The organism is Nostoc sp. DedQUE12b (assembly GCF_034530835.1).
Classification (GTDB): domain Bacteria; phylum Cyanobacteriota; class Cyanobacteriia; order Cyanobacteriales; family Nostocaceae; genus Nostoc.
Map to the genome: position 1 here is coordinate 1 of NZ_JAVRCI010000071.1, position 21,002 is coordinate 21,002.

The 21,002-nt window shown below is 39.8% G+C and carries 15 protein-coding genes; 6 read left to right on the plus strand and 9 right to left on the minus strand.

The annotated features are described in order from the left end of the window. Window positions 1-21 precede the first annotated feature (21 nt). The 6 genes from RMY16_RS25820 to RMY16_RS25845 form a co-directional block, all read right to left on the minus strand. A complete protein-coding gene (locus RMY16_RS25820; RefSeq protein WP_322738750.1) occupies window positions 22-912 on the minus strand; it encodes an AMIN domain-containing protein in 891 nt (296 codons plus the stop codon). Between the two features lie 106 nt (window positions 913-1,018). After that, window positions 1,019-1,501 (minus strand): hypothetical protein, encoded by a 483-nt coding sequence (locus RMY16_RS25825; RefSeq protein WP_322738751.1) that lies wholly within the window; start codon window positions 1,499-1,501, stop codon window positions 1,019-1,021. Window positions 1,502-1,505: 4 nt separating this feature from the next. Beyond that, window positions 1,506-3,695 carry a cation:proton antiporter gene (locus RMY16_RS25830; RefSeq protein WP_322738752.1) on the minus strand — a complete coding sequence of 730 codons (2,190 nt, stop codon included), beginning with the start codon at window positions 3,693-3,695 and terminating at the stop codon, window positions 1,506-1,508. 270 nt (window positions 3,696-3,965) lie between these two features. After that, the gene (locus tag RMY16_RS25835; RefSeq protein WP_322738753.1) at window positions 3,966-5,252 is read right to left on the minus strand and encodes a cation:proton antiporter; all 1,287 of its coding nucleotides are present in this window, start codon (window positions 5,250-5,252) and stop codon (window positions 3,966-3,968) included. Window positions 5,253-5,777: 525 nt separating this feature from the next. After that, complete coding sequence (locus RMY16_RS25840) at window positions 5,778-6,212, minus strand: hypothetical protein (protein WP_322738754.1); 435 nt, start codon at window positions 6,210-6,212, stop codon at window positions 5,778-5,780. 199 nt (window positions 6,213-6,411) lie between these two features. Further along, window positions 6,412-7,200: a GDSL-type esterase/lipase family protein gene (locus RMY16_RS25845; RefSeq protein ID WP_322738755.1), complete on the minus strand. Its 789-nt coding sequence runs from the start codon at window positions 7,198-7,200 to the stop codon at window positions 6,412-6,414. Between the two features lie 555 nt (window positions 7,201-7,755). Here RMY16_RS25845 and RMY16_RS25850 point away from each other — a divergent pair. From RMY16_RS25850 to RMY16_RS25860, 3 genes are all read left to right on the plus strand, one after another. After that, window positions 7,756-9,039, plus strand: a complete 1,284-nt coding sequence (locus RMY16_RS25850; protein ID WP_322738756.1) for an AAA family ATPase — start codon at window positions 7,756-7,758, stop codon at window positions 9,037-9,039. After that, entirely contained in the window at window positions 9,015-9,320 is a 306-nt protein-coding gene (locus RMY16_RS25855; RefSeq protein ID WP_322738757.1) for a hypothetical protein, read from the plus strand. Before RMY16_RS25850 ends, RMY16_RS25855 begins: the two co-directional genes overlap by 25 nt. Before the next feature lie 192 nt (window positions 9,321-9,512). Next, entirely contained in the window at window positions 9,513-10,661 is a 1,149-nt protein-coding gene (locus RMY16_RS25860; protein ID WP_322738772.1) for a hypothetical protein, read from the plus strand. Between the two features lie 22 nt (window positions 10,662-10,683). Here the strand turns inward: RMY16_RS25860 and RMY16_RS25865 are convergent, their stop codons facing one another. Beyond that, the gene (locus RMY16_RS25865) at window positions 10,684-11,247 is read right to left on the minus strand and encodes a Uma2 family endonuclease (RefSeq protein ID WP_322738758.1); all 564 of its coding nucleotides are present in this window, start codon (window positions 11,245-11,247) and stop codon (window positions 10,684-10,686) included. Window positions 11,248-11,292: 45 nt separating this feature from the next. On the opposite strand from RMY16_RS25865, the gene RMY16_RS25870 reads away from it, so the two are divergent. Both RMY16_RS25870 and RMY16_RS25875 read left to right on the plus strand, forming a co-directional pair. After that, window positions 11,293-12,474, plus strand: coding sequence for an ATP-binding protein (locus RMY16_RS25870; RefSeq protein WP_322738759.1), 1,182 nt, complete (start codon window positions 11,293-11,295; stop codon window positions 12,472-12,474). A gap of 569 nt (window positions 12,475-13,043) precedes the next feature. Then, window positions 13,044-14,246, plus strand: a complete 1,203-nt coding sequence (locus RMY16_RS25875; protein ID WP_322665391.1) for an AAA family ATPase — start codon at window positions 13,044-13,046, stop codon at window positions 14,244-14,246. A gap of 9 nt (window positions 14,247-14,255) precedes the next feature. On the opposite strand, the gene RMY16_RS25880 is transcribed toward RMY16_RS25875, so the two are convergent. Beyond that, window positions 14,256-15,128 (minus strand): response regulator transcription factor, encoded by an 873-nt coding sequence (locus RMY16_RS25880; protein ID WP_322738760.1) that lies wholly within the window; start codon window positions 15,126-15,128, stop codon window positions 14,256-14,258. 141 nt (window positions 15,129-15,269) lie between these two features. Further along, on the minus strand, window positions 15,270-17,249 hold the full coding sequence (locus RMY16_RS25885; protein WP_322738761.1) for a scytonemin biosynthesis sensor histidine kinase: 1,980 nt from the start codon (window positions 17,247-17,249) through the stop codon (window positions 15,270-15,272). A 1,692-nt stretch (window positions 17,250-18,941) separates the two neighbouring features. Between RMY16_RS25885 and scyA the strand changes: the two genes are divergently transcribed. Continuing rightward, window positions 18,942-20,819, plus strand: coding sequence for a scytonemin biosynthesis protein ScyA (scyA, locus tag RMY16_RS25890; protein WP_322738762.1), 1,878 nt, complete (start codon window positions 18,942-18,944; stop codon window positions 20,817-20,819). Window positions 20,820-21,002 lie beyond the last annotated feature (183 nt).

A 21,002-nucleotide genomic window follows, 5' to 3' on the forward strand; every position in this document is an offset into this window, starting at 1 on the left:
GCCAGTCGTCCCTAAGCATTGCTACTTATTTAGACTGAACGAATCGCAGCATCCCTTCGTGGGTGGGGCAATTGACTTAGTTTTGGGTAAAGGTTGACCAAACTCGATTACCTGGGGTTCGGGATCGTCGGAGATTGTTGGAACTGGAAATTCCGACACCCCGAAAGGAGGAATGTTATTTAAATTGCCGGGTTGATTTGGGAAAGAAGGAGGGGGAAGACTCAAAGCAGGTTGTTGAGAGGGAGAGGATGGATTTGGATTTAAAGGAGGTACGGTGACAAAAGGCTGCGCTGAGTTAGTAGTAATTGTTGAGGGTAGTTCATTGGATGGAGGCGGAACTGTGAATAAGGGAGATTGTGGGTTAGTAGCGGTTACGGGTAGGTTACTAGGCGGCTTTTGGAGTGTTTGAGGTTGTTTTTTGGCTGAAGGTGCCGACTTTCCTGGTTTTACAGCAGTAGTTTTACCAGAAATAACTGGACGTAACACCCAGCGAGTGGAATTTTTTCGGGAAACGGGTTGCAATTGTACCTTTTTGGGATTAAAAACAGCCCCTGCTGCTAAATCTAAGACAATACGTGTATCGTTTGCGTTTAGCTGAGAAATACGAATGCTTTTGATTGCTCCAGAATAATTTTGTTGCGTGGTAACTTTGCCCAACTTAGTATTCGGTAAATCTACAACCAAACGAGAGGGTTGAGCTAAGTAGAAATAACGAGGGGTTGTGCCTGCTGAAAGGGTGATTTCGAGTTGCTGTGTCTTAGGAGAAAAACGCCAATTATTCAGCTTTGCCCCTGGTGTAGCAGCAGTGGTGAAAGTTTCGAGGGCGATCGCTGCATAAAAGCCTAATATACTGATGCTAAATAGCTGCTTGCCCCATTGATAAAATTGCTTAGTTTTTAGTCCCTGATCCATTCTGTTTATTTGCTCCATAAAACCCATACAATGCGCTCACATTGCTGTTTACTTCGCGCTTCCAATCCCGTAGACGCGATGAATCGCCTCTCTACCCACCCCCAAATCAATTAGCTTTTTGGGGCACAGCAGTAAATTTCAGAGTTTGTGGAATGCCCTTTACGGTTAATTGACCTGTCATATTAGCTTTATCCACAAGTTGCATTTGAATTGTGACTGAGTTCAGAGGATCGTTTTGGGGGCGAGGAATATTACAAAGGATTGATCGATCAACTTTTCCAGATAAATTTAATTGTTGATTTCTGAAGATGCCTGCCAGAGAGTACTTTTCGTCAGTGTCGGCGTTAGCGTTTGCCGGTAATACAGAGGCATTTAAGTAAATACCTGACTGCTCAATGTTTAACGTCAGAGTATCCGATTTTTCACAGTTAGGCAAATTCTCCGCTAGGGTTAGACGATAGCGACCGTTAACTGGCAAAGGAGCCTTAAGATTGTTTTCTCCGTAAACACTGACAGTTTTAAACAACAGTAGCACCGAACTTATTGCTACTCCATAAAAAGCCAAAGATTTCAAGTTGAAATGATTCATGTTCTCAGTTGCTCAATGTTGGCTCTTGACTACTAACATCAGGAAGCATGGAAGCCAGATGAGCGGTGACTTGACTGTAACGGCGAGCGATTAGCAGGGAAGAGGAACATTGAATGGCTAGTTGATCTGTATATCTTCCCAATGTTTGACGCTCGATACCCCAAGTGCGGCTAGTGCCTGCAATTGTTAGGTCTACATTTTTTGAGGCTTCGACTACAGCTTGGATTGGAGCTGGAGCTTGGACAATTTTGATTTCGATGCGATCGCGTACACTACTCGGTAATTGCTCCATCATCGTATTTAACTCGTAACTCAATTCATCTTTGAGGTGATTTTCGGGTACAACCTGCAAAACCTGTAATATACAAGTTTCACGGTTAATTAGCAGTCTCAGAGCTAGTGTTAATGCCAAATCATCATGAATATTTGCCGAATAAGGCACCAACAAGCTTTCTAAGCGATCGCTTCCTCTATCCACAAACACTGCAACATCGACTGGCGCAGTAGTGAGCATTTGACCAACTCTTCCACCTAAGTGGTTGCTAATAAAAGCTGGGCGATGCCATCCCACAAGAATTAAATCAACTTGTTTGAGTGCGGCAATCTGTGCAGTTTCCCGTGCGACATTACTAGATATGCGAATGATGGGATGCACGTGAGAGCGTATTTCTACTGGTTCGAGAGTATTAATCAATTCTTCTAGTTGCTGGCGGCGCTGGGCAATTAATCGGTCTGCTTCAACTGGTGTACTTTCAAAAGCGTAATCTTCTTCAAATTCAATCAAGCTCAGAGGGTTAACAACAGCAGGATATCGGAAGTTGAAGGCAATGTTTGCTGCCAACTGTACCAAGCCTTTTTGGGTACTCGGATTCGCCACTGGCACCAAAATTCGGTAGGGACGAATCAAAGTTTCGGCATCAGTAGCGCTGGTAGCTGTTTGTGCTTCTAACTCCGGTTCCACCACATCTAACCTGATCAGCTTTTTCGGATATGTCCATTCCAGCAGTGGCGAGGTCATGAAGGTAGTTACCAATGCCATAATTACCAGCATAGTAAATATTAAGGGGGAAATTACCCCTAACTCTAAACCAATGTTTAGCACTATCAGTTCGGTTAAACCGCGCGTATTCATTAACCAACCAAGTGCTGAGGCTTCCCGTTTACTAACGCCACTAACACGAGCTGCTACATAAGTACCAACATACTTACCTGCGATCGCTACAGCTAAAACCAACCCACACAAAAGCCACAATTCGGGACGGTTGAGCAACCCAATCTGCGTTTTTAAGCCACTGTAGGCAAAAAATATAGGCAGTAAGAAAATTAAGACAAAATCTTCCGTTTTTATTGCCAATTCTCGCACTAAATCTTCGTTTTTGGGCATGGCTGCTCCCAGCAAAAATGCTCCAAAAATTAAGTGAATCCCAATTAGTTCGGTGATTAGCGCCGACGCAACTACTGCCATATAAATCCCAGCTAGCAGTAATTGGCTGAGTCGTCCCGCGCGGAGGTAGTGTTTGGCAAGGCGTTGCAGGAACCAACGACCTGCGGTCAACATCAAGCCGATATAAACTATACTGGCGATAATTGTGGGTACAGCACCAGCAAAGTCACCAGTTCGCGCAACTGCGATCGCAACTGCTAATAGACACCAAGCTGTGACATCATCCACTGCTGCACAAGTTAACGCCAATGTTCCTAAACGCGTTCCTTGTAAATTGTTTTCAGTAATAATTCGCGCCAACACAGGAAAGGCAGTAATCGACATCGCCGCCCCTAAAAATAAAGCAAAAGCGGTGAATGATACACTTGCATTAGAAACTAGGGGATAAAGGATCACCGCTAGCAATGTTCCTAGAGAAAACGGCACCAAAATGCTGACATGAGAAGTTAAAACTGCTACTTCTAATTGGCCGCCGAGATATTTGGGATTTAGTTCTAAACCAATCAGAAACATGAAAAATATTAGTCCCAGCTGAGACAAAACATTCAGAAAAGGAAAAGTTTCTGGTGGAAACAAGGTAACTGCTAGATGGGGAGCAACTAAACCAAATAAAGATGGGCCGAGCATAATTCCGGCGACAATTTCACCAATTACTAGCGGTTGCTTAATAGAACGGAATGCTAGCCCTACTAGCCGTGAAAGTCCAATAACAATCAGCACCTCAACCAGAACGAGAATAACTATATGCATGGTTTCCTCAAAATTAACTATCTGGTTTCCCTAAGATAATTCTTTAAAAGACTAGAAAATGTCAAGCTTGTTAGATACAACCAAGAATAATTTGTGCTTCCTTGTTATATTAATTATTGTTACGATGCAGTTGCAGCCGTTATGGATAAGCAAGTTAGTAGTAAGGACTTTAGTCCTTAATTTCCTCAGCACTAAAGCCCTTACTACAAACTTTTCATTACTAGCTTGATAAAGTACTAGATACTTAATGAATCTAATATTTAATTTTGCTTAGGAAGAAGATTTTTCATAGCTTGTACCGTGCAACAAGAAGGCAATCAGTGGTGATGCCATCAGGGTAGTAATGACTGCCATAATAACCATTATAGTGAATAAAGTTGGGGTAATTATACCCTGTTCTAGACCAATATTGAGGATGATTAACTCCATCAAACCACGAGCATTCATTAAAGCGCCAATAGTTGCAGATTCACGCCAATTTTCCCCTGCTAATTTTGCAGCTAACATACAAGCAACACCTTTGCCAAGAATTGCGATCGTAATAATTAATAGCGTCACTCCCCATAAAGTAGGTGTGTTTACCAAGCCAATTTGAGTATTTAATCCAGAGAAAACAAAAAAGATCGGTAACAAAAAAGAAGTAGTTAAAAATTCCGTATATTGGCGAATTTGTTGGGCAAATTCTCCGCGTGGTGTCACTGCTCCCAACACAAAAGCCCCGAATATTGCATAGATACCTGTAACATCGGTAAACCATGCACAAAACATCAAAATTATCAACATTAAAGTCAGGGTTTGTCTGTTCACACCTTCACGTTTTGTCATGCGTGTGAACGCTTTCAGTAGAGGTTGTCCGAGAAAAATCGCAAATAGCACATAGCAAATGCCACCACCAATTGCTAATATGGCAATGCTTAAAGAATTTTTCACGCTAGCAAGCACGATCGCCAACAAACACCAAGCAACTGCATCATCTACCGATGCTGCACCTAAAGCCAAAGTACCGAAGCGAGTTTGTGTCAGACCGCGTTCGTAAAGAATACGAGCTAACATCGGAAAAGCCGTAATTGTCATCGATGCACCCAGATACAAAGCAGCTGACCAAGGCATAACTTTTGGTTGAAAGAAATCGCCATTATGATAAAACCAAAAAGAGGCGATCGCTCCTAAAATAAAAGGAGTGATAATCCCAGCCGCAGATAGCAAACTTGCACTTTTGATATGATGTTTTAAGAGTTTGGTGTTAAACTCTAAACCAATCAAAAACATATAAATTGCCAACCCGATTTGGCTAATAGCATATAAAATCGACATCGATGGATTGGGTATTTTGAGTCCGACAGCAGTGATGATGGGAAGTTTAGGAAATAGCCATTGCTGAAAATCTGGTGCAATCAATCCTAAAAGTGATGGCCCTAGCATGACACCTGCAATCATTTCGCAAACGACATCGGTTTGACCAAGATAGCGGCGTCCTATAATCGTGACAATGCGACAAGTGGTTAAAATAACTGTGAGTTGTAGAAATAGCTGAATAACCAGATCAAAATTTGACATTGCATTTCCTTAATTTGCGTCTCTGCATTAGACTTCTTGCATAAGTCGGGAAAAGGGAAAGGTTCTGTATTTGTCCCCTTTCCCTTTAACCTTTACCCTTTTCCCCCTCTTACAAAAAGCACTTTTGCAAGAGGTCTATTGAAGAATCTTCCTAGACTCTAAAGTTTGTCCTGTTTTACTCATATATAACTACTTACTACATCAGCACAAATACCAATTTTGTAAATATAAGATAGCTGTTTGTAATTTTATGAGATACAACAAGAAATGCGTTGCTTTGGTTTCCAAAGTCATCTTGTTCTTAATAACGCACACAACTGTACGTCAATACAACATATTGCATCCAAACTAAAACCGCCATATATGATTTTTTATAATTTGTTAATTTGCGATTTATAACCTTTTTCATCTATTTGAGGCACAATCGACTGTAGGGACGTATATTTGCGCGTCCTTACCCTACGGTTGAATTACCTGAAAATTGCTAGCTAGAATTTTTGATTAAATTAGTTTCGATTTGAAATTTTACAACCACTCCCCGCCCCGAAAACGCCAACGAGGGAAGATAATTCGCATCAGGCTTTGGGAACTAATAAAAACTGCTAGCCACACGATGCTATAGTGCAATAAAAAAGCTCCTGGCGAAAGTTCTTCTTTCGGTAAAGGTATTGGCAAGAAGCCAATTAGCTTAACTCCACAAAATATAAATATTAATTCCCATATACCAGCTAAGAGTTGATAAGCTGCGGGCCAATCTCTATCCCAACGGGATTTTTGGAGATAGTCATAAAGTACATCCCAACCTAAGCCAAAAATGGCGACATAAGCAAGTATCCAAAAATAAACCGAGTTAGCACCAGGGCCAATCCAACCCATTGCAAATGGCAAAGATACAAGTACGCCGACAGTTGCCAGTAATAATAATCGAGTTTGCCAGCGACCAAATAAAGTTGGTGTCATAGGAGTGCTGAGTGCTGAGTGCTGAGTGCTGAGTTAGAAGTTAGGAGTTAGGAGTAATGAATAATATAGAGAAATTAGAGTTTTTATAAATAGATTTTGAGTCGCTTCATTAAAAATTTAGGAAGATTGTGGTGCTTTTTGCGAGGATGGCAAATACGAGAATATCGGCTATCCCCAAAGCACCAACACATCTATATTATTAGGATGGTTTTAGGTGATAATCAAATTGAGAATGGTAAGCTGCATTGGCAAAGTCCATTGTTCGCGTAGCGTCTGTCTGCGACACGCTGCGCGAACGTAGAGAAGGTATGGCGTCCCAATTGATTACATCTTCTAACAAAGCTTGATAACCTAGTGTATTAGGATGAAGTCCATCTTCACTCAAGCGTTTTAGCCGCCAACTTTCACCGCGTTCCATCCATTGCTCAAAAATATCCAAATAGGGAATCTGCCGTTTGCTGCAAGCAATGCGAGTTGCTTCTTTGTAGCGGTACTGGTCGGCATGATTGTAGTAAAAACAATTTAAAAATGGCATCTTGGCTTCATTCACTGGCACCATGCCCACGAATAACACAGGACACAGTTGTTGTGCTAAATCTAGCAAAGACGCAATTTCTTTTTCAAACAATGTAAAATCTGTGTAACTTCGACCATCGGGACGCGCCAATCGGGCTGAGTCATTTACGCCTACGGATAAAATAATCAAATCGGGGACACGATTTCGCAGTTCACCCCGGTGGCGAAATTCAACTTCTAGCCTTTGGGCTACTTGTTGCGTGCGATCGCCTCTTACCCCTAAATTATAAAGAATATGACCGGCACTATCCGGCAACATCCACCATCGCCGTAGTTGCTCAATCCAGCCTCCTTTTTCCGGGTCGCCGAATCCATAAATTAAGCTGTCCCCCAGTGCGACAATCTTCATAGGCTGAAAGTGATTTGGTGGTACAGACAGCTGCATTGAGGAAGAAGCGAGAAATGTGTGCATTTAACGACTATATTTTATATCTTTACAAGATTCTATACATTTCTATACCATAGATGGCTATGTTTATTGTTCAAGCATCTATGGAGTTTTTGCTTGTTGATATAGTTGTAAAGTTAATATTGCCACAGTTGAGCCTCTGAAGGTGAACGTTGAGCTTCTGAGGGTGAATGTTGAGCCTCTGAAGATGAACGTTAAGCCTTTGAGGGTGAACGTTGAGCCTTTGAGGGTGAAACTTGCGGTTTAAAAGCTCAAGTTTGGGGTTTGGTACTGAAAATGGCTATGCGATGTCTACGATGGGCCACGCCTACGCACTATGTTTCAGTTTATTTTAGGTATGTGTGAGTGATGTCTACGACGAGCTACGCCTACGCACTTTGCCAAATGAGTGTGAGAATCGAACCGCGAGGCGCAGAGGACACAGAGGAAGAAGGAAGAGAGAGCGTTAACAACTCTTACTGAAAGTATCGCTATTATATGGCGGTGGCTGGGGTAAATTTTGCCATGTGTGGTTAGGATAGGTTGCAGGTGTAAAAATTATCTCTACCGTTAGCGAAGATGAGTATTGACCTTGTAGTTAATGCACTTAAAAGTATTGCTAAACCTGCGGCTTCTCTAGTTATCAATCAAGCTCAACACAATGAAACTGTAGTTAGAACCTTAAGACAATTCAATTTTGACCCGGTACAACCACCTAAAGATGTTGATGGTGTTTATGTTTACTCTTTAATTGAGTATGGTGTGGGTAAGCCAGAAGCAATTCTGAATCTTTTTAGAGAAAACAAGATTAAAAATGCTTTTTGGAGTGCTTATACTGCAAATAATCCCTTGGGTTTCTGCAAGGAAGTAGAAAAGTTTTTGCAGGGTAAGGATTTAGAATATGATATCCGATTATTGAGAATTGAACTGCGATCGCAGTTAGAGGAATTTGGGGAAATATTTATTCAGGTTGCCAAAAAAAGCAAATCCAAAGAGTTTGAGCCTTTCCCTGATTGGAATTTAGACGAGTATCCAGCAGAATTTAAGTCATTAATTAGAGAGAAAATTCGCTCGTTTTGCGGTCGTAAGTTCGTTTTTGAGACATTTAACCAATTTATCACCAAAAATCGCAGTGGTTACTTCACTGTAATGGGTGATGCGGGGATGGGGAAGAGTACCATCGCTGCTAAATATATTTGGGACAATAAATCACCATGCTATTTTAATATTCGCTCAGACGGTCGCAATCGAGCGGAGCTATTTCTTGACAGTATTCGCAAACAATTAATTAAGCGTTACCAGTTGCAGAATGCCGAAAAAGCTAATTTAGCAGATTTACTAGAACAGGTTAGCAAAAAACTGACTGCTGGCGAACATGTTGTAATTGTAATTGATGCTCTGGATGAAGTGGAACAAGAAGCAGGGGGTAATCTTTTAGATTTACCACCGTCGCTTCCTGAGCGTGTTTATTTTCTGCTGACTAGACGACCCTATACTATAAATAAAAAACGCTTGTCTGCACCAGATGTCCCAGTAGAGGAACTAGATTTAAGGGGAAGTCAGTATGTTAATTTAAGTCGTGAAGATATCAAGGAGTATATTCGGTTCTTTTTAAATGTTGATCAAGACTATAAAAATGCACTTAGACAATGGATTCAAGACCGCAATATTTATGATAACGATTTTGTTGAGCAGCTAGCAACTAAAAGTGAAAATAATTTCATGTACCTGCGCTATGTTTTGCCAGGAATTACTAAAGGTGACTATAAAGACCTGATTTTAAAGCAATTACCCGATGGTTTGCAAGATATTATCAAGATCATTGGCGGCGGATGGGGATGGATGAAAAACCCCAGGAAGTAAAGGTATTTATCTTATTTATTTTAGTGGAGATTGGTACACCAATTCCTTGTGAGATAATAGCAGCTATTGCTGAACAGGATGAATATAATGTGCAATTAGTTTTAGATGAGTGGGTTGAGTATTTGAAGCTGTTGAATATAGAGGGAGAATACTGCTACAGCATCTATCACGCTAGTTTTTTAGACTTTTTGAAAGATAAACGGGTTCTGGATTCTAAACGGAAGCTATTTCAAGAGGTTAATCAACGCATTGCAGAATATCTTGTACAAAAGATGGCGTGAGATGGGAGAATTCGCTGACAAATTAGCGGCACAAAGTCCCGCTTTTCAACGTGCTTACTTGGGTAGTTTAGCGCCAAACTTGGTGAAGTCAGGAAAATTAGAGAAGTATTACCAAACCCTAACTAATTTTGATTATATGGTGGCAAAGATTAACCATCCTGAGTTTGGAGTTTTAAAAAAGGGAAAAATATTATTACTATCCAAGCTCATACTAGCCCTTTAACATCTTTAGCCGTGACACCTGATTGCAGACAGATAATTTCTGGTTCATGGGATAATACTCTTAAAGTATGGAATCTAAATAAAACAAGAAAACTACATATTTCTACAAGACATAGCAACTTGGTGGGAGCAATAGCTGTGACACCAGACGGTAAGAAGGTTATTTCTAGTTCAGGTAAACCTTTACTAGGTTCATCTGATAAAACGCTGAAAGTGTGGGATATAGAAACAGGAAACAAACTATTTACATTAACTGGCTCTAATTGGTATATCAAATCTGTGATAGTTTCACCAGATTGTAAGTGGGTAATATCCGGTTTAGATCAAATAAGTATCAATATTTGGAACTTAAGAACAGAAAAGAAACATTTTACAATTACGGGACATACTGCCAAGATAAATACTATGACAGTTACGCATGATAGCAAACTACTTATTTCTGGATCTAATGATAAAACAATAAAAGTTTGGAATTTAGAAACAGGAAGCGAAGTGTTTACTTTGAAAGGACATACAGATCAAGTAACACTTGTTACCATTGCAGCTAATAATGAGAGATTAATTTCTGCTTCAAAAGACAAGACTATAAAAGTTTGGAACTTAAAAACCAGAGCATTAATTAATACAGTTACAGGTCATAGTGAAAAGGTAAATTCTCTAGCATTGACGTCCCATGATAGATTGATAGTTTCTGGTTCAAATGACAAAACGATCAAAATTTGGGATTTGGAAACAGGAACAGAGCTTTACACATTAATAGGTCATACTGACTCTGTACAAGCCGTAGCTTTGACACCTAATGGTAAACAGGTGATTTCTAGCTCAATAGACAATACTCTCAAAGTTTGGAATTTGAAAACAGGGCAAGAAATTTTTAGTATTACAGGCAACGGCAATCAAGTAAATACTGTTACAGTTACGCCAGATAGTAAGCATTTGATTTATCATATTTCATACGACAACTCTATCCAAGTCTTGGATTTGGAAAGTCAGAATGTAATAGCCAGTTTTACAGGGGAAAGTGCATTAACCTGCTGTGCTGTTGCATCAGATGGCATGACAATTGTGGCAGGTGAAGCATCAGGTAGGGTGCATTTTTTGCGTCTTGAGACAAGATAGAGGAATGAGGAAAGAAATAATTTTATCTGCCAAAGATTTCTTTGACGGTAATATTAACGTCAGGGAAGGCTTGAATTGATAAAGTTTGACCGCTAGTGAACTTTTGCATCAGCTGATATCCTGCGGCTGTTGGTTGTTGATAAACTTCCACAATTTGCTCGTTAATATCTACTAACCAAACTTCAATTATGTTTGCTTGTGCATATAAAGGAATTTTCTCTTCCCGGTCATACATCACAGTCGAATCAGATACTTCAATTAATAAAAAAATATCCTGGGGTTGGGGGTGTGCTGTGGCGTAGAAATCATTACGGGGTTTAAGTAATGCCACATCTGGCTGAGGTTCTGAGTTATCGTTCAACGCGATCGGATTTTGAGCAGCAAGTATAACGCGTTTACCCAACAGCTGCACCAACAGATTAACTAGTCGATTTACACAAGCAGCGTGTTTTGTCCCAATCGGCGACATCTCAATAATCTCTCCCCGAATCAATTCCACTCGGTCATCCTCTGTGAGAATCCCCGACTCAACCATCTTATGATATTGCTCAACTGTGAATTTCCGTCTTAGCAATTGTACAGACATCGCCACCTCCACTGTTGCCTCATCTTTTAATTATTCTCCAAAATCATGAATTCACCACCCAAACCACCCACTGCAATCAATTCCAGAGGACATCCCACGGAGTTTGAGCAAATCATTCAAGAAAAAAGCCAAAACTTTGTCGGTCGTGAATTTGTTTTCATTGCTATTAACAACTTTCTCCATCGTCATAACCAGGGTTACTTCACCATTATTGGCGCACCCGGTAGCGGTAAAAGTGCCATCCTCGCCAAATATGTGACAAACAATCCTCAAGTTATTTATTACAATGCCGAACTTGAGGGTAAAAATCGTGCTGACGAATTTCTCATAAATATCTGCACGCAACTCATTAATCAATACTCGCTTAATTACACCTCCCTGCCTGATAACGCCACAGAGGGAAGTTGGTTTTTTTCTAGTCTTCTCCAGCAAATCAGTGATGAGTTAGAACCCGATCAAAAACTGATAATTGCCATTGATGCGTTGAATTGCATTGACCGTAACAGCCAACCACCTGGTACAAATCTGTTTTATCTCCCCCGCTATCTCCCGGATAAGGTCTATTTTCTCCTTACTCGTAGACCTTTCTTGCGGGAGAAGTCGGGTTTATTAATTGAAACGCCGTTCCAAAGTCTTGATTTAGCAGATTATCCAGAACAAAATCGGCGAGATATTCAAGCATATATTCAAAATTACCTAACCCCCGATGAAGAGATCCCCCCAACCCCCCTTGAAAAGGAAGGCAATATTCCCCCCTTGTTAAGGGGAATTAGGGGGGATCTTAAATTTTGGCTGAGTAATCACCAGATTAATCAGCAAGAATTCTGCGATCGCCTCACCGCTTTGAGCGAAAATAATTTTATGTATCTTAGTCAGGTAATAAGTGCGATTGCAGAAAATTTCTACCTAATACCTTTCCAGTACAATCAACTCCCGCCTGGTTTAGAGGCATATTATCAGCAGCATTTACACAAAATGTTTCCATCCGAACAAAAGACGAAACATAGCACAGATGTGTTAAATGTTTTAATCCAGCAGCAAAAAGCAATATCGGTGGAAGCGTTGGCGCAACCCGCCGCAGGCATCGCACAAATCATTGATACTGATGAGTATGAAGTTGAAGAAGTCCTAGAAAATTGGCTAGAGTTCTTACAGCAAAAACAAATCGCCTCAGAAACCTATTACAGTCTGTATCATTCCAGCTTTCGAGACTGGCTAGGTAAATAGCAAATAAAACCTTCTGAAAAATATCCACGGACATGATATACAGCAGAATTCAAGAGTCAGAATTCAGGAATCAGTATGGGCTACGCTGCGCTAACAGAAGTAAAACAAGCTTTGAACCTATCCCAGTATTATAAAATTTCCTACTTATTTTCGTAAAATGTGCTGGAAAACCTTGATTTTTGGTTTTTAGTTCTCAATCAGCTTAAGCTTTGTAGCACAAATCTTATTAGTGGGATAGCTTCTTTGTACCTTCAGGCTAGCTTGTGTACTTCATCAACTTGAAATGCGCTGTAAGTCCTCATCTACAGACGGATAACTAGTGCAGTTACATCAATCGCTAAAACTAAACACTCACTTACCAATTGGTTTGTCAAAAAAGTTGACATAAGTAGTTGTTTTGTAATACACTATAATACAAGAGTAATGAGTTAAATTAAAAAGACTTCCTCGACACTACAGTGGAAATATAATTACCATTTGTACGCAATTAGCTGATATTACGAGAAAAAATTTTCAAAACTTCCTACTTAACACAAAATAACTTAATTAACGCTGCATAACCGATAAATATGGATTTTGACTATTTTAGAAGCAATGAAGGCACTCCTACAAATAATACTCGGCAAAGCTTACTTGCTTACGGTTGGCGACCGTTTAATCGAGAATTAGACTGGGGGTTTTTGTGGCAACTGTTGTACAGTGACTCCCACGAATTAAGTCAAAAAAGTTTGAATTTAGTGAGTAATGTTGCTGATGTTTTAGGACGAAACAATTATGCTTGGTGGGCTAATTTATTAAGTGTTGTATCTGATAATACCCGTTACGAAGTTGAAAAGTTTTGGAATTACATCACGCCAGATCCTCAATCACCAGATCATCGCTACAAAGATGTTTTGAGTACGGAAACGCCTATAGTCCAAATTGTCAGTCGTAGTAGTATTCCGATTGATTATGTTCTGAATCGACTGCAAGAAATTACTGTACTGCGAGTTTTAGGTGTGTTGGGTAATCCTGATATTATTACCCAGTATTTCTCAGAAAGAGATTTTTACTTTCCTATAGATAAATTTGTTAGCTGGGAACGCCTAGACGTTATTAATACTGTTTACGCTTACTGGTCTAAGTATGACATTTGGTTGCAAATTGATCCCTACGATCGCGGGCGACGACAATATAGTTTAATGGCGAAAAATCTCGCGCCACTAATTAACAAAGCAACTTACGACTTAGCAGTGATGCTGAGTGGATATCAAAGTCGTGTAGGCAAAGTTCATAGTCAATTTAACATTCGGACATTTCCCGCAGATATCCAAAACTTTACTGATTCTGTACAGCAAGCGATTTTAAATCAAAACCAGTTAGCGGTTGTTGTACATGGACAACCAGGTACTGGTAAAACAGTCTGGACACAGGCAGTAGCAAAAGAAATTCTTGTACCTTTAGGGTATGTAATTTTTATTTTAGATCATGATGCGATCGCTAATTTTGTCCCCCCGACTTACATAGAGCGTATTTGTATCGTTATTAATGAAGCTGATAATCTAGCGCAAAATCGTGCTTCGGAGGTAGCGCAATACAATAATAAAACAGAACACATTCTGAGTTTGCTGGATGGCACTTTGTATCAGAGTGTAATTGATGACTCTGGTATTCAAATGCAGCAACGGTTAGTTATCTTGATGACTTGTAACACTACAGAAAGATTAGATCCAGCCATGTTACGTAAAGGTAGGGTGGATTTAATATATGAGTTTACACAACTATTTGTTTGAAATCCACTTTCACCACAGTTTCACCTGTTTTTGCGATACAAGCTGATGCTCTCTGCGCCAAGCTTGTGGAGGTAAACCATGATGTTGGCGAAACTGACGGGAGAAATGAGACACATCCTGATAGCCCAATGCTTTCGCTATCTTCTCGACTGTCTCATTATTATTTTGGAGTAAAAAACAAGCTTGCGCCATCCGGCGTTTGACAATCCAGCAGTTTACAGTCTCTCCACTTGTCTCCTTTACTCGGTTAGTTAAGTAAGCTGATGAGTAACCAACAGCAACAGCCACATCACATAAAGTAATTCCTTCATGATAATGGGCTTCGATAAAGTCGAAAACTTCTTTTAATTGGGGAATGCAGGGAAAAATTGACTTAGGAGGAATATTGGCTTCTTTATTAGAGGCGACGGCAACACTGGCAGCGATCGCTGGAGTATCATCTGTAAATGCTGATGATTTTGGAGCTTTCTCGGATTTAATAGAACACCAGTACTGAAAATTAGCTTGCTTTTCCAAGCGAGTAGCGATCGCTCTGAGCAATTCATCTAGTGTTGAGGGTTTGGTAAGATAATCATCTGCTCCCAATTCCATAGCTTTGCGAACATCTGCTTTAGTACTACTGCCAGTCAGAAAAATGAAAGGAATAATTGCTGTCAGAGGATCTTGGCGTAGTGTAGTTAAAACGTTATAACCATCCATATCGGGCATTGTGATATCGCAAATTACTAAGTCTGGTACATCTTTTTGTGCTTGTTGGATACCAGCCCGACCATTTTTAGCGCCTATCATATCAAAACCCTTAGCCTCAAGACCCTTTAAATAAAGATTGCGGGTAACGCTATCATCTTCAATGACGAGAATTTTCTTAGACGATTCATACATAATTTTCTATTACAATAAATTTTTGCAGGAGCTAATTACTAGACTCTTTGGTGAGTATCTAAATAGGAATGAAATTAATTAATTCGTTTCGAGAGTTATGATTATTAAGTTTTTAATTAACAACTATCTTCATTTCAAAACTCATAACTCAAAACAGCTAAATTCTGATTTGATTAATGGCAGCATTACAGTAAACGTACTGCCAACATCAACTTCACTTTCTACAGAAACTTGACCATGATGTAAATCTACAAGAGTTTTAAGAATCGATAGTCCTAATCCAGTACCAGGTATATGGTCGATATTACTTCCACGGTAAAATGGCTCAAATATTCGTTGTTGATCTACTGCTGAAATACCTATCCCCCTATCTTTTACTTGGAAAATTAATTTCTCATTTTTGCAAGATAGTTCTAAATTAATTGCCTCACTCGAGGGAGAATACTTAATTGCGTTATCAAGCAAATTCTTCAAAATCGGCTCTAACAGTTTTTTATCTATATAGGCTATTAGAGAGCTATCTTGACTTACAAAATTTATGGGGTTTTGGCTAAGATTCATCTGCATTTGTGCAACTAAATCCTCACACAACTGAACTAACTCAAGCGGTTTTGGTTCAAAATTTAATTTTGCTGATTCTGCCTTAGAGAAGAACAAAATATCATCCAACATCAGACTCAGTTGTTCAGTAGCTTTTTGAATGTGATCGAGTAATGGTTGGATTTTCTTCTGTGTACGTTTGTCTACTTCTTCTTTAAGTAAACTATTAGAAAATGAAACAATATTCAGTGGGGTTCGGAATTGATGGCAAACCATAGCAAGAAAACGCGCTCTAAGTTCGCTAAGTTGTTTGGCTTGTTCTAAAGCTTGGTTAAGACCTAATTCCGCATGTTTGTAATCGGTAATATCGATACCTGCAATTAGTTCGACTGGTTTTCCTCCAAAATCCAGCCCTCCATCAAGCTTGGCAACTGCACAAGCTAGCCAGCGCTCCGTGCCGTTTTTTGTTAAGATATTCATCTCCTGGTATTCAAAGCCAGCGGCTTCATCCTGCTTACGTACTTGCCTGGGTTTTTTGCTCTTAATTAGTCGGCGAAGATCAAAACCTGTTAGTAGTTCCTCTTTTGTGTAGCCAGTGAGTTGCTCTACTGCCGGATTTATGTAGCAAAGCCGCGTACCTTGAATCAGAAAAGTGCCGGCATCTGTCGTTTCGGCTAAAGTCCGAAATCTAGTTGCGTTCAGTCGTAATGCTTCTTCAGTCTGTTTCGATGCAGTAATGTCCCAAATACTCCACACTCTCCCAATAATTTTGCCCTCAAGCAACTGAGGTTTAGAATAGTGTGCGAAAACTCTCCCATCTTTCAACTCTAAAATGTCATAGCTCTCGAAATCAGATTGACTAGAGACTTCCCAAATCAGCCGACTAAAGGTTTGTGGATCTTTAAGTTGGTTCTCAAAAAAGGCTTTGCATCGAGGACATTTCTTAGATAGTATTAGGGACTCTGGGATCTGCCACATGTCGACAAATTTCTGATTCAAGCTCAGAATATCTCCCTCAAAGTTAACTGCAACAACACCAATGGCTGTAGACTCAAGAGTAGAACGAAGTAAAGAAAGAGATGTTTCTAGTTCTACTTCTTTGTCTTTGAGTTGAGAAAATTCTTGTTGCAAATTATCTTTGGCATCTCTTAATCCATCAGTCCACTTTTGTACGCTTAATTCTACTATTTCATCAGTTTTCTCACGAGCAAAGGCACAGCTAAATTCCATATCTTGGTGTTTTACATAGTTCATGGATATTTCTACCAGAAATATCCGACCTCCTTTTGTCCGATAGCGAGATTTAAATGTAAGAGAACCCTGTGAGCTAATATCTGACCAATCATGCAGCGAAAAATCTACATCTACATCATGTAGACTCATAGAAAGTAATTCCTCACGGGAATACTCAGTCATTAGGCAAGTGGCATCGTTGACGTAAAGAAACTGCGCGTTTATTCCTAAACAGAAGGCAGCATCTACAGCGTGATTTATTAGGAAGTGAGCAAACTTCATCTCTATTTCTGGTTGTAGTGCCCATTGATTATTTGATCTAGCTAGTGTATATTCGCCAGAATTCATATTCATGCTTCCTCTTGGTAATCAATCAGCACCATATCCATTAATGAGTTAATAATCATAACTTACTAAAATCTTTGGTGTAGTGCTCGACTGTTAAAAAATGAAATTAGTTAGTATATTACTAGAAAATATTACTAATTACCTTAATAAAACTTATCATACTAACCAATAAAACGCAAATTGTTGAACCCAATATTCCTAAAACAACTAAATATTTTAAAAACATATTTTGGACTTAAGCAGCTTTTTATAGCAATCTTAAGATTTAGACGAATAAAATCTAGATTAGCCAATCAACCTTATTAGATTAAAGTTTTGAACTTTTAATCTATAGGTAGAAAAGATATTTTAAATTTAAACTCGCTTTGCACCAGAACTAATTCATAGACATCTCTACAAACAAATTAATTATGCCTTATCAAGAACTCTTGTAGAGACGTAGCAGTACTACGTCTCTACAAGAGTTCAACAATCTCAAACTCCTGGTTTTCCACTGGGGAAAGGTTAAAGTATAAAAATTTTTATCCTTTAACATTTTCACTACCAAGGACTTTGGCGAACTACTCGTATAGAGTCGTTTGATTTTCAACATAAATGATATTTGCAGTGCTGAACCTGGCTTAAAGGAACAAACTTTAACTCATCAACTTATTTTCTTAATTTATCTTAACTTACTTTCTCAGGAATTTAACTATAGAAGAATATGCTTAGTCATCCGTCGTAAGAAGTACATTTATATCAATATAATGTATGCTTTTTTACGTATCTATGATGCTTTTTATACTCAAAAACACTGTATGCATTCGTGTGCTAAGTATATATTCATGGTTTACGTGTTTTAAAACAGGTTTTCTTAATTTATTTACGTGGTGAATGTTTTGTCATCTCTCAAAGGAACTATAAAAAGTTAACAAATAATGTCTTTATTGTTACAAATAATTGACTGAAAAAGTTTTTGCTGGCAATATAAAGACCATTAAATTGCCTCATGCTTAAATTCAGATAAAAAGTTGTGTAAGTTCTAAAGCAAAAGAATTGACACCCAGATCAAAAGATTTCCTATTGTAACTTTGGTAATGTGCTAATTTTGCGATGCCTACGGCGGACTACGTCTACACAGAATATCAATCTTTCAGGTGACTAAGTTGTAAATGCACAATCACGAAAAAAGCGAAAGAATTGACATCTACATCAAAAGATTTTTTATTGCAAATTAGGTTTTTATTGTAGCAATCAAGAACCTCGGCAGGCGTTTATTAATTAGATCGGTGCGATTAAAGCGAGCTATATTAAGCTTTGTAAAGATTCTGATAAACGCTTAACTTCGGGTTAGTTGTCAGTTTATGCACCTTTACACAATTTAGTTTTTCCCCACCAATCTACTTAAATACTGTGGTCATCACCATAGAAACGAAAAATTTGACATCTACACCAAAAGATTTTTGATTGTACAACAGTCTTCATCTCCTTTATTCTGGTCACAAGAAGCACAGCCTTAAGTGTTGTATGCTTTTAAAATTTTTTGGTAATGCGCTCACAAGCATCAATTAGCAGCGATCAGCCATTTCTACTCTCGACCAAGCTAGCTCATCGCTGCAAGAAACAACAGAGTTGTTTGTAATAAATATTTCTAGAGCTGTGATTGTAAACTAAAAAGCCTTTGTGTAACTTTAATTACGTGAAACTAAACTAATGAGTCAAAATTATACTGGTTCAAATCCTCTCATCACCACTGAGCCATACAAGGAACTTCCAGAGAACAAATATGTAGAATCTGTGACTGACTCCCGTCAGCTTGATGAATCAGAGAAGAATGGAAAGATTGAGCCTTTTTTAAACGATGAAATAGCTCCAGCACTCTCAGTTGCCGATGCGATCGCTCAGATGTTGGAAAATTTGGGAGTAAGCTACGCCTTTGGTGTTGCAGGTGGCGCAATGGCCAGCCTTTGGGGTGCGCTATCCAATAGCAGCATCGAGGTGTTGAACTTCCGCCATGAAGCCGGGGCCGCATTTGCAGCGACCGAAGCATACTTTGCCAATAATCGCCCCACTGTAGTTTTTACCACAGCGGGCCCGGGGATCACCAACGCCCTCACCGGACTATTTGCGGCTCGTGGTGAAGGTGCAAAAGTAATTTTACTGTCAGCTTGCACCTCAGCACCGCAGCGTGGACGTTGGGCTATTCAAGAAACCAGCACTTATACATTGCCAAGCGGAGGAATTTTTACCCCAGGAGCGTTATTCAACTATGCAATCACGATTGAATCTGCGGCTCAACTACCGCAGATTTTTCGTAAATTGGCTTTAGCTATGGCGCAACCAGGCGGATTTGTTGCTCATTTGAGCATTCCCACCGCTGTGCAGACAAGTTTAGTTGAGAATATAGCTTTACCTCAACTAGATGTTTCTCCATTTCCGATGACAGCTTCCAAAGAAGCGATCGCTAAATCTGTAGAGTTATTATCATCTGGCCCCTTTGCCATCTGGGTTGGTTTTGGTGCGCGTGACGCAGCAGAGGAAATCCTTGAACTCGCTGAAAAAACCGGAGCCGCCGTCATGTGCTCACCCCGTGGTAAAGGTATCTTTCCCGAAGATCATCCCCAGTTTGTGGGCGTTACAGGTTTAGGCGGTCATGCTTCCGTCTTAACTTATATGGAAGAACAACCTCCACTACGCACACTCGTATTAGGAACCCGCCTTGGCGAACCGACTTCTTTCTGGAGTTCGGCGCTAGTTCCAAAAGGAGGTTTTGTCCATGTAGATATTGACCCGGAAGTGCCAGGTGTAGCCTATCCCCACGTTGAAACTTTTGCAGTTCGGTCTGATATCAAAGCTTTTGTAAAAGAGTTGTTGCAGCAATTACCAGATGCTCCTGATTCCACAATGTTGCTACCTCGTCCAGAACACAAAGCAATCGAACCTGCACCAGAGGTAGATTATCCAGTGCGGCCAGAAGTATTGATGGCAGCAATTCAAAAGATCATTGTTGAAGATAGCGATGCCGTAGTCATGGCGGAGTGTGGTAACTCGTTTACTTGGTCAACTCATCTACTCCAATTTTCCGAAGCCAATCGTTACCGAGTCAGCACCGGAGTCGGCGCAATGGGTCACGCCGTCACAGGAGTATTGGGTGCAGCACTTGCGAGCAAAAGCAAGGCTGTAGGGATTGTCGGCGATGGAGCAATGCTGATGAATAACGAAATCAGCACAGCCGTGAAATACAAAATTCCTGCAATCTGGATTGTCCTTAACGATGCGCGTTACAACATGTGCCATCAAGGGATGAAAATCTTGGGGTTAAAGGGCGCAGATGCAACAATCCCACCAACAAACTTCGCCATGATTGCTCGTGGGATGGGAGCAGAAGCGATCGTAGTCGTCAGAGAGTCGGATATTGAAGCCGCGTTAGAACAAGCGATCGCATCAAATGTTCCTTTTTTGATTGATGTAGTGATTGACGCCGATCGCCCAGCACCTTCTGGTGGACGTAATAAAAGTTTGGCAGCCCAAGGAATTAAATCAAGTGCTGTTAAAAATGCAGCCAAGCAAGTTTCATTCCCAATGGTTTGATTTTAAAACCTGGCAATTTCCTGCAATTTTTATAGACACTAAAACATCTCAACAAATTGGACTTTAAAATCCAGTTTGCATTAATCCATTCAACGAAAGACAAAGGATAAATTTAGAAGCCTAAAAAACTTTATTCCAGCCAAATAACTATACCCAATCAACTGGAATTTTAAATTTTTGATT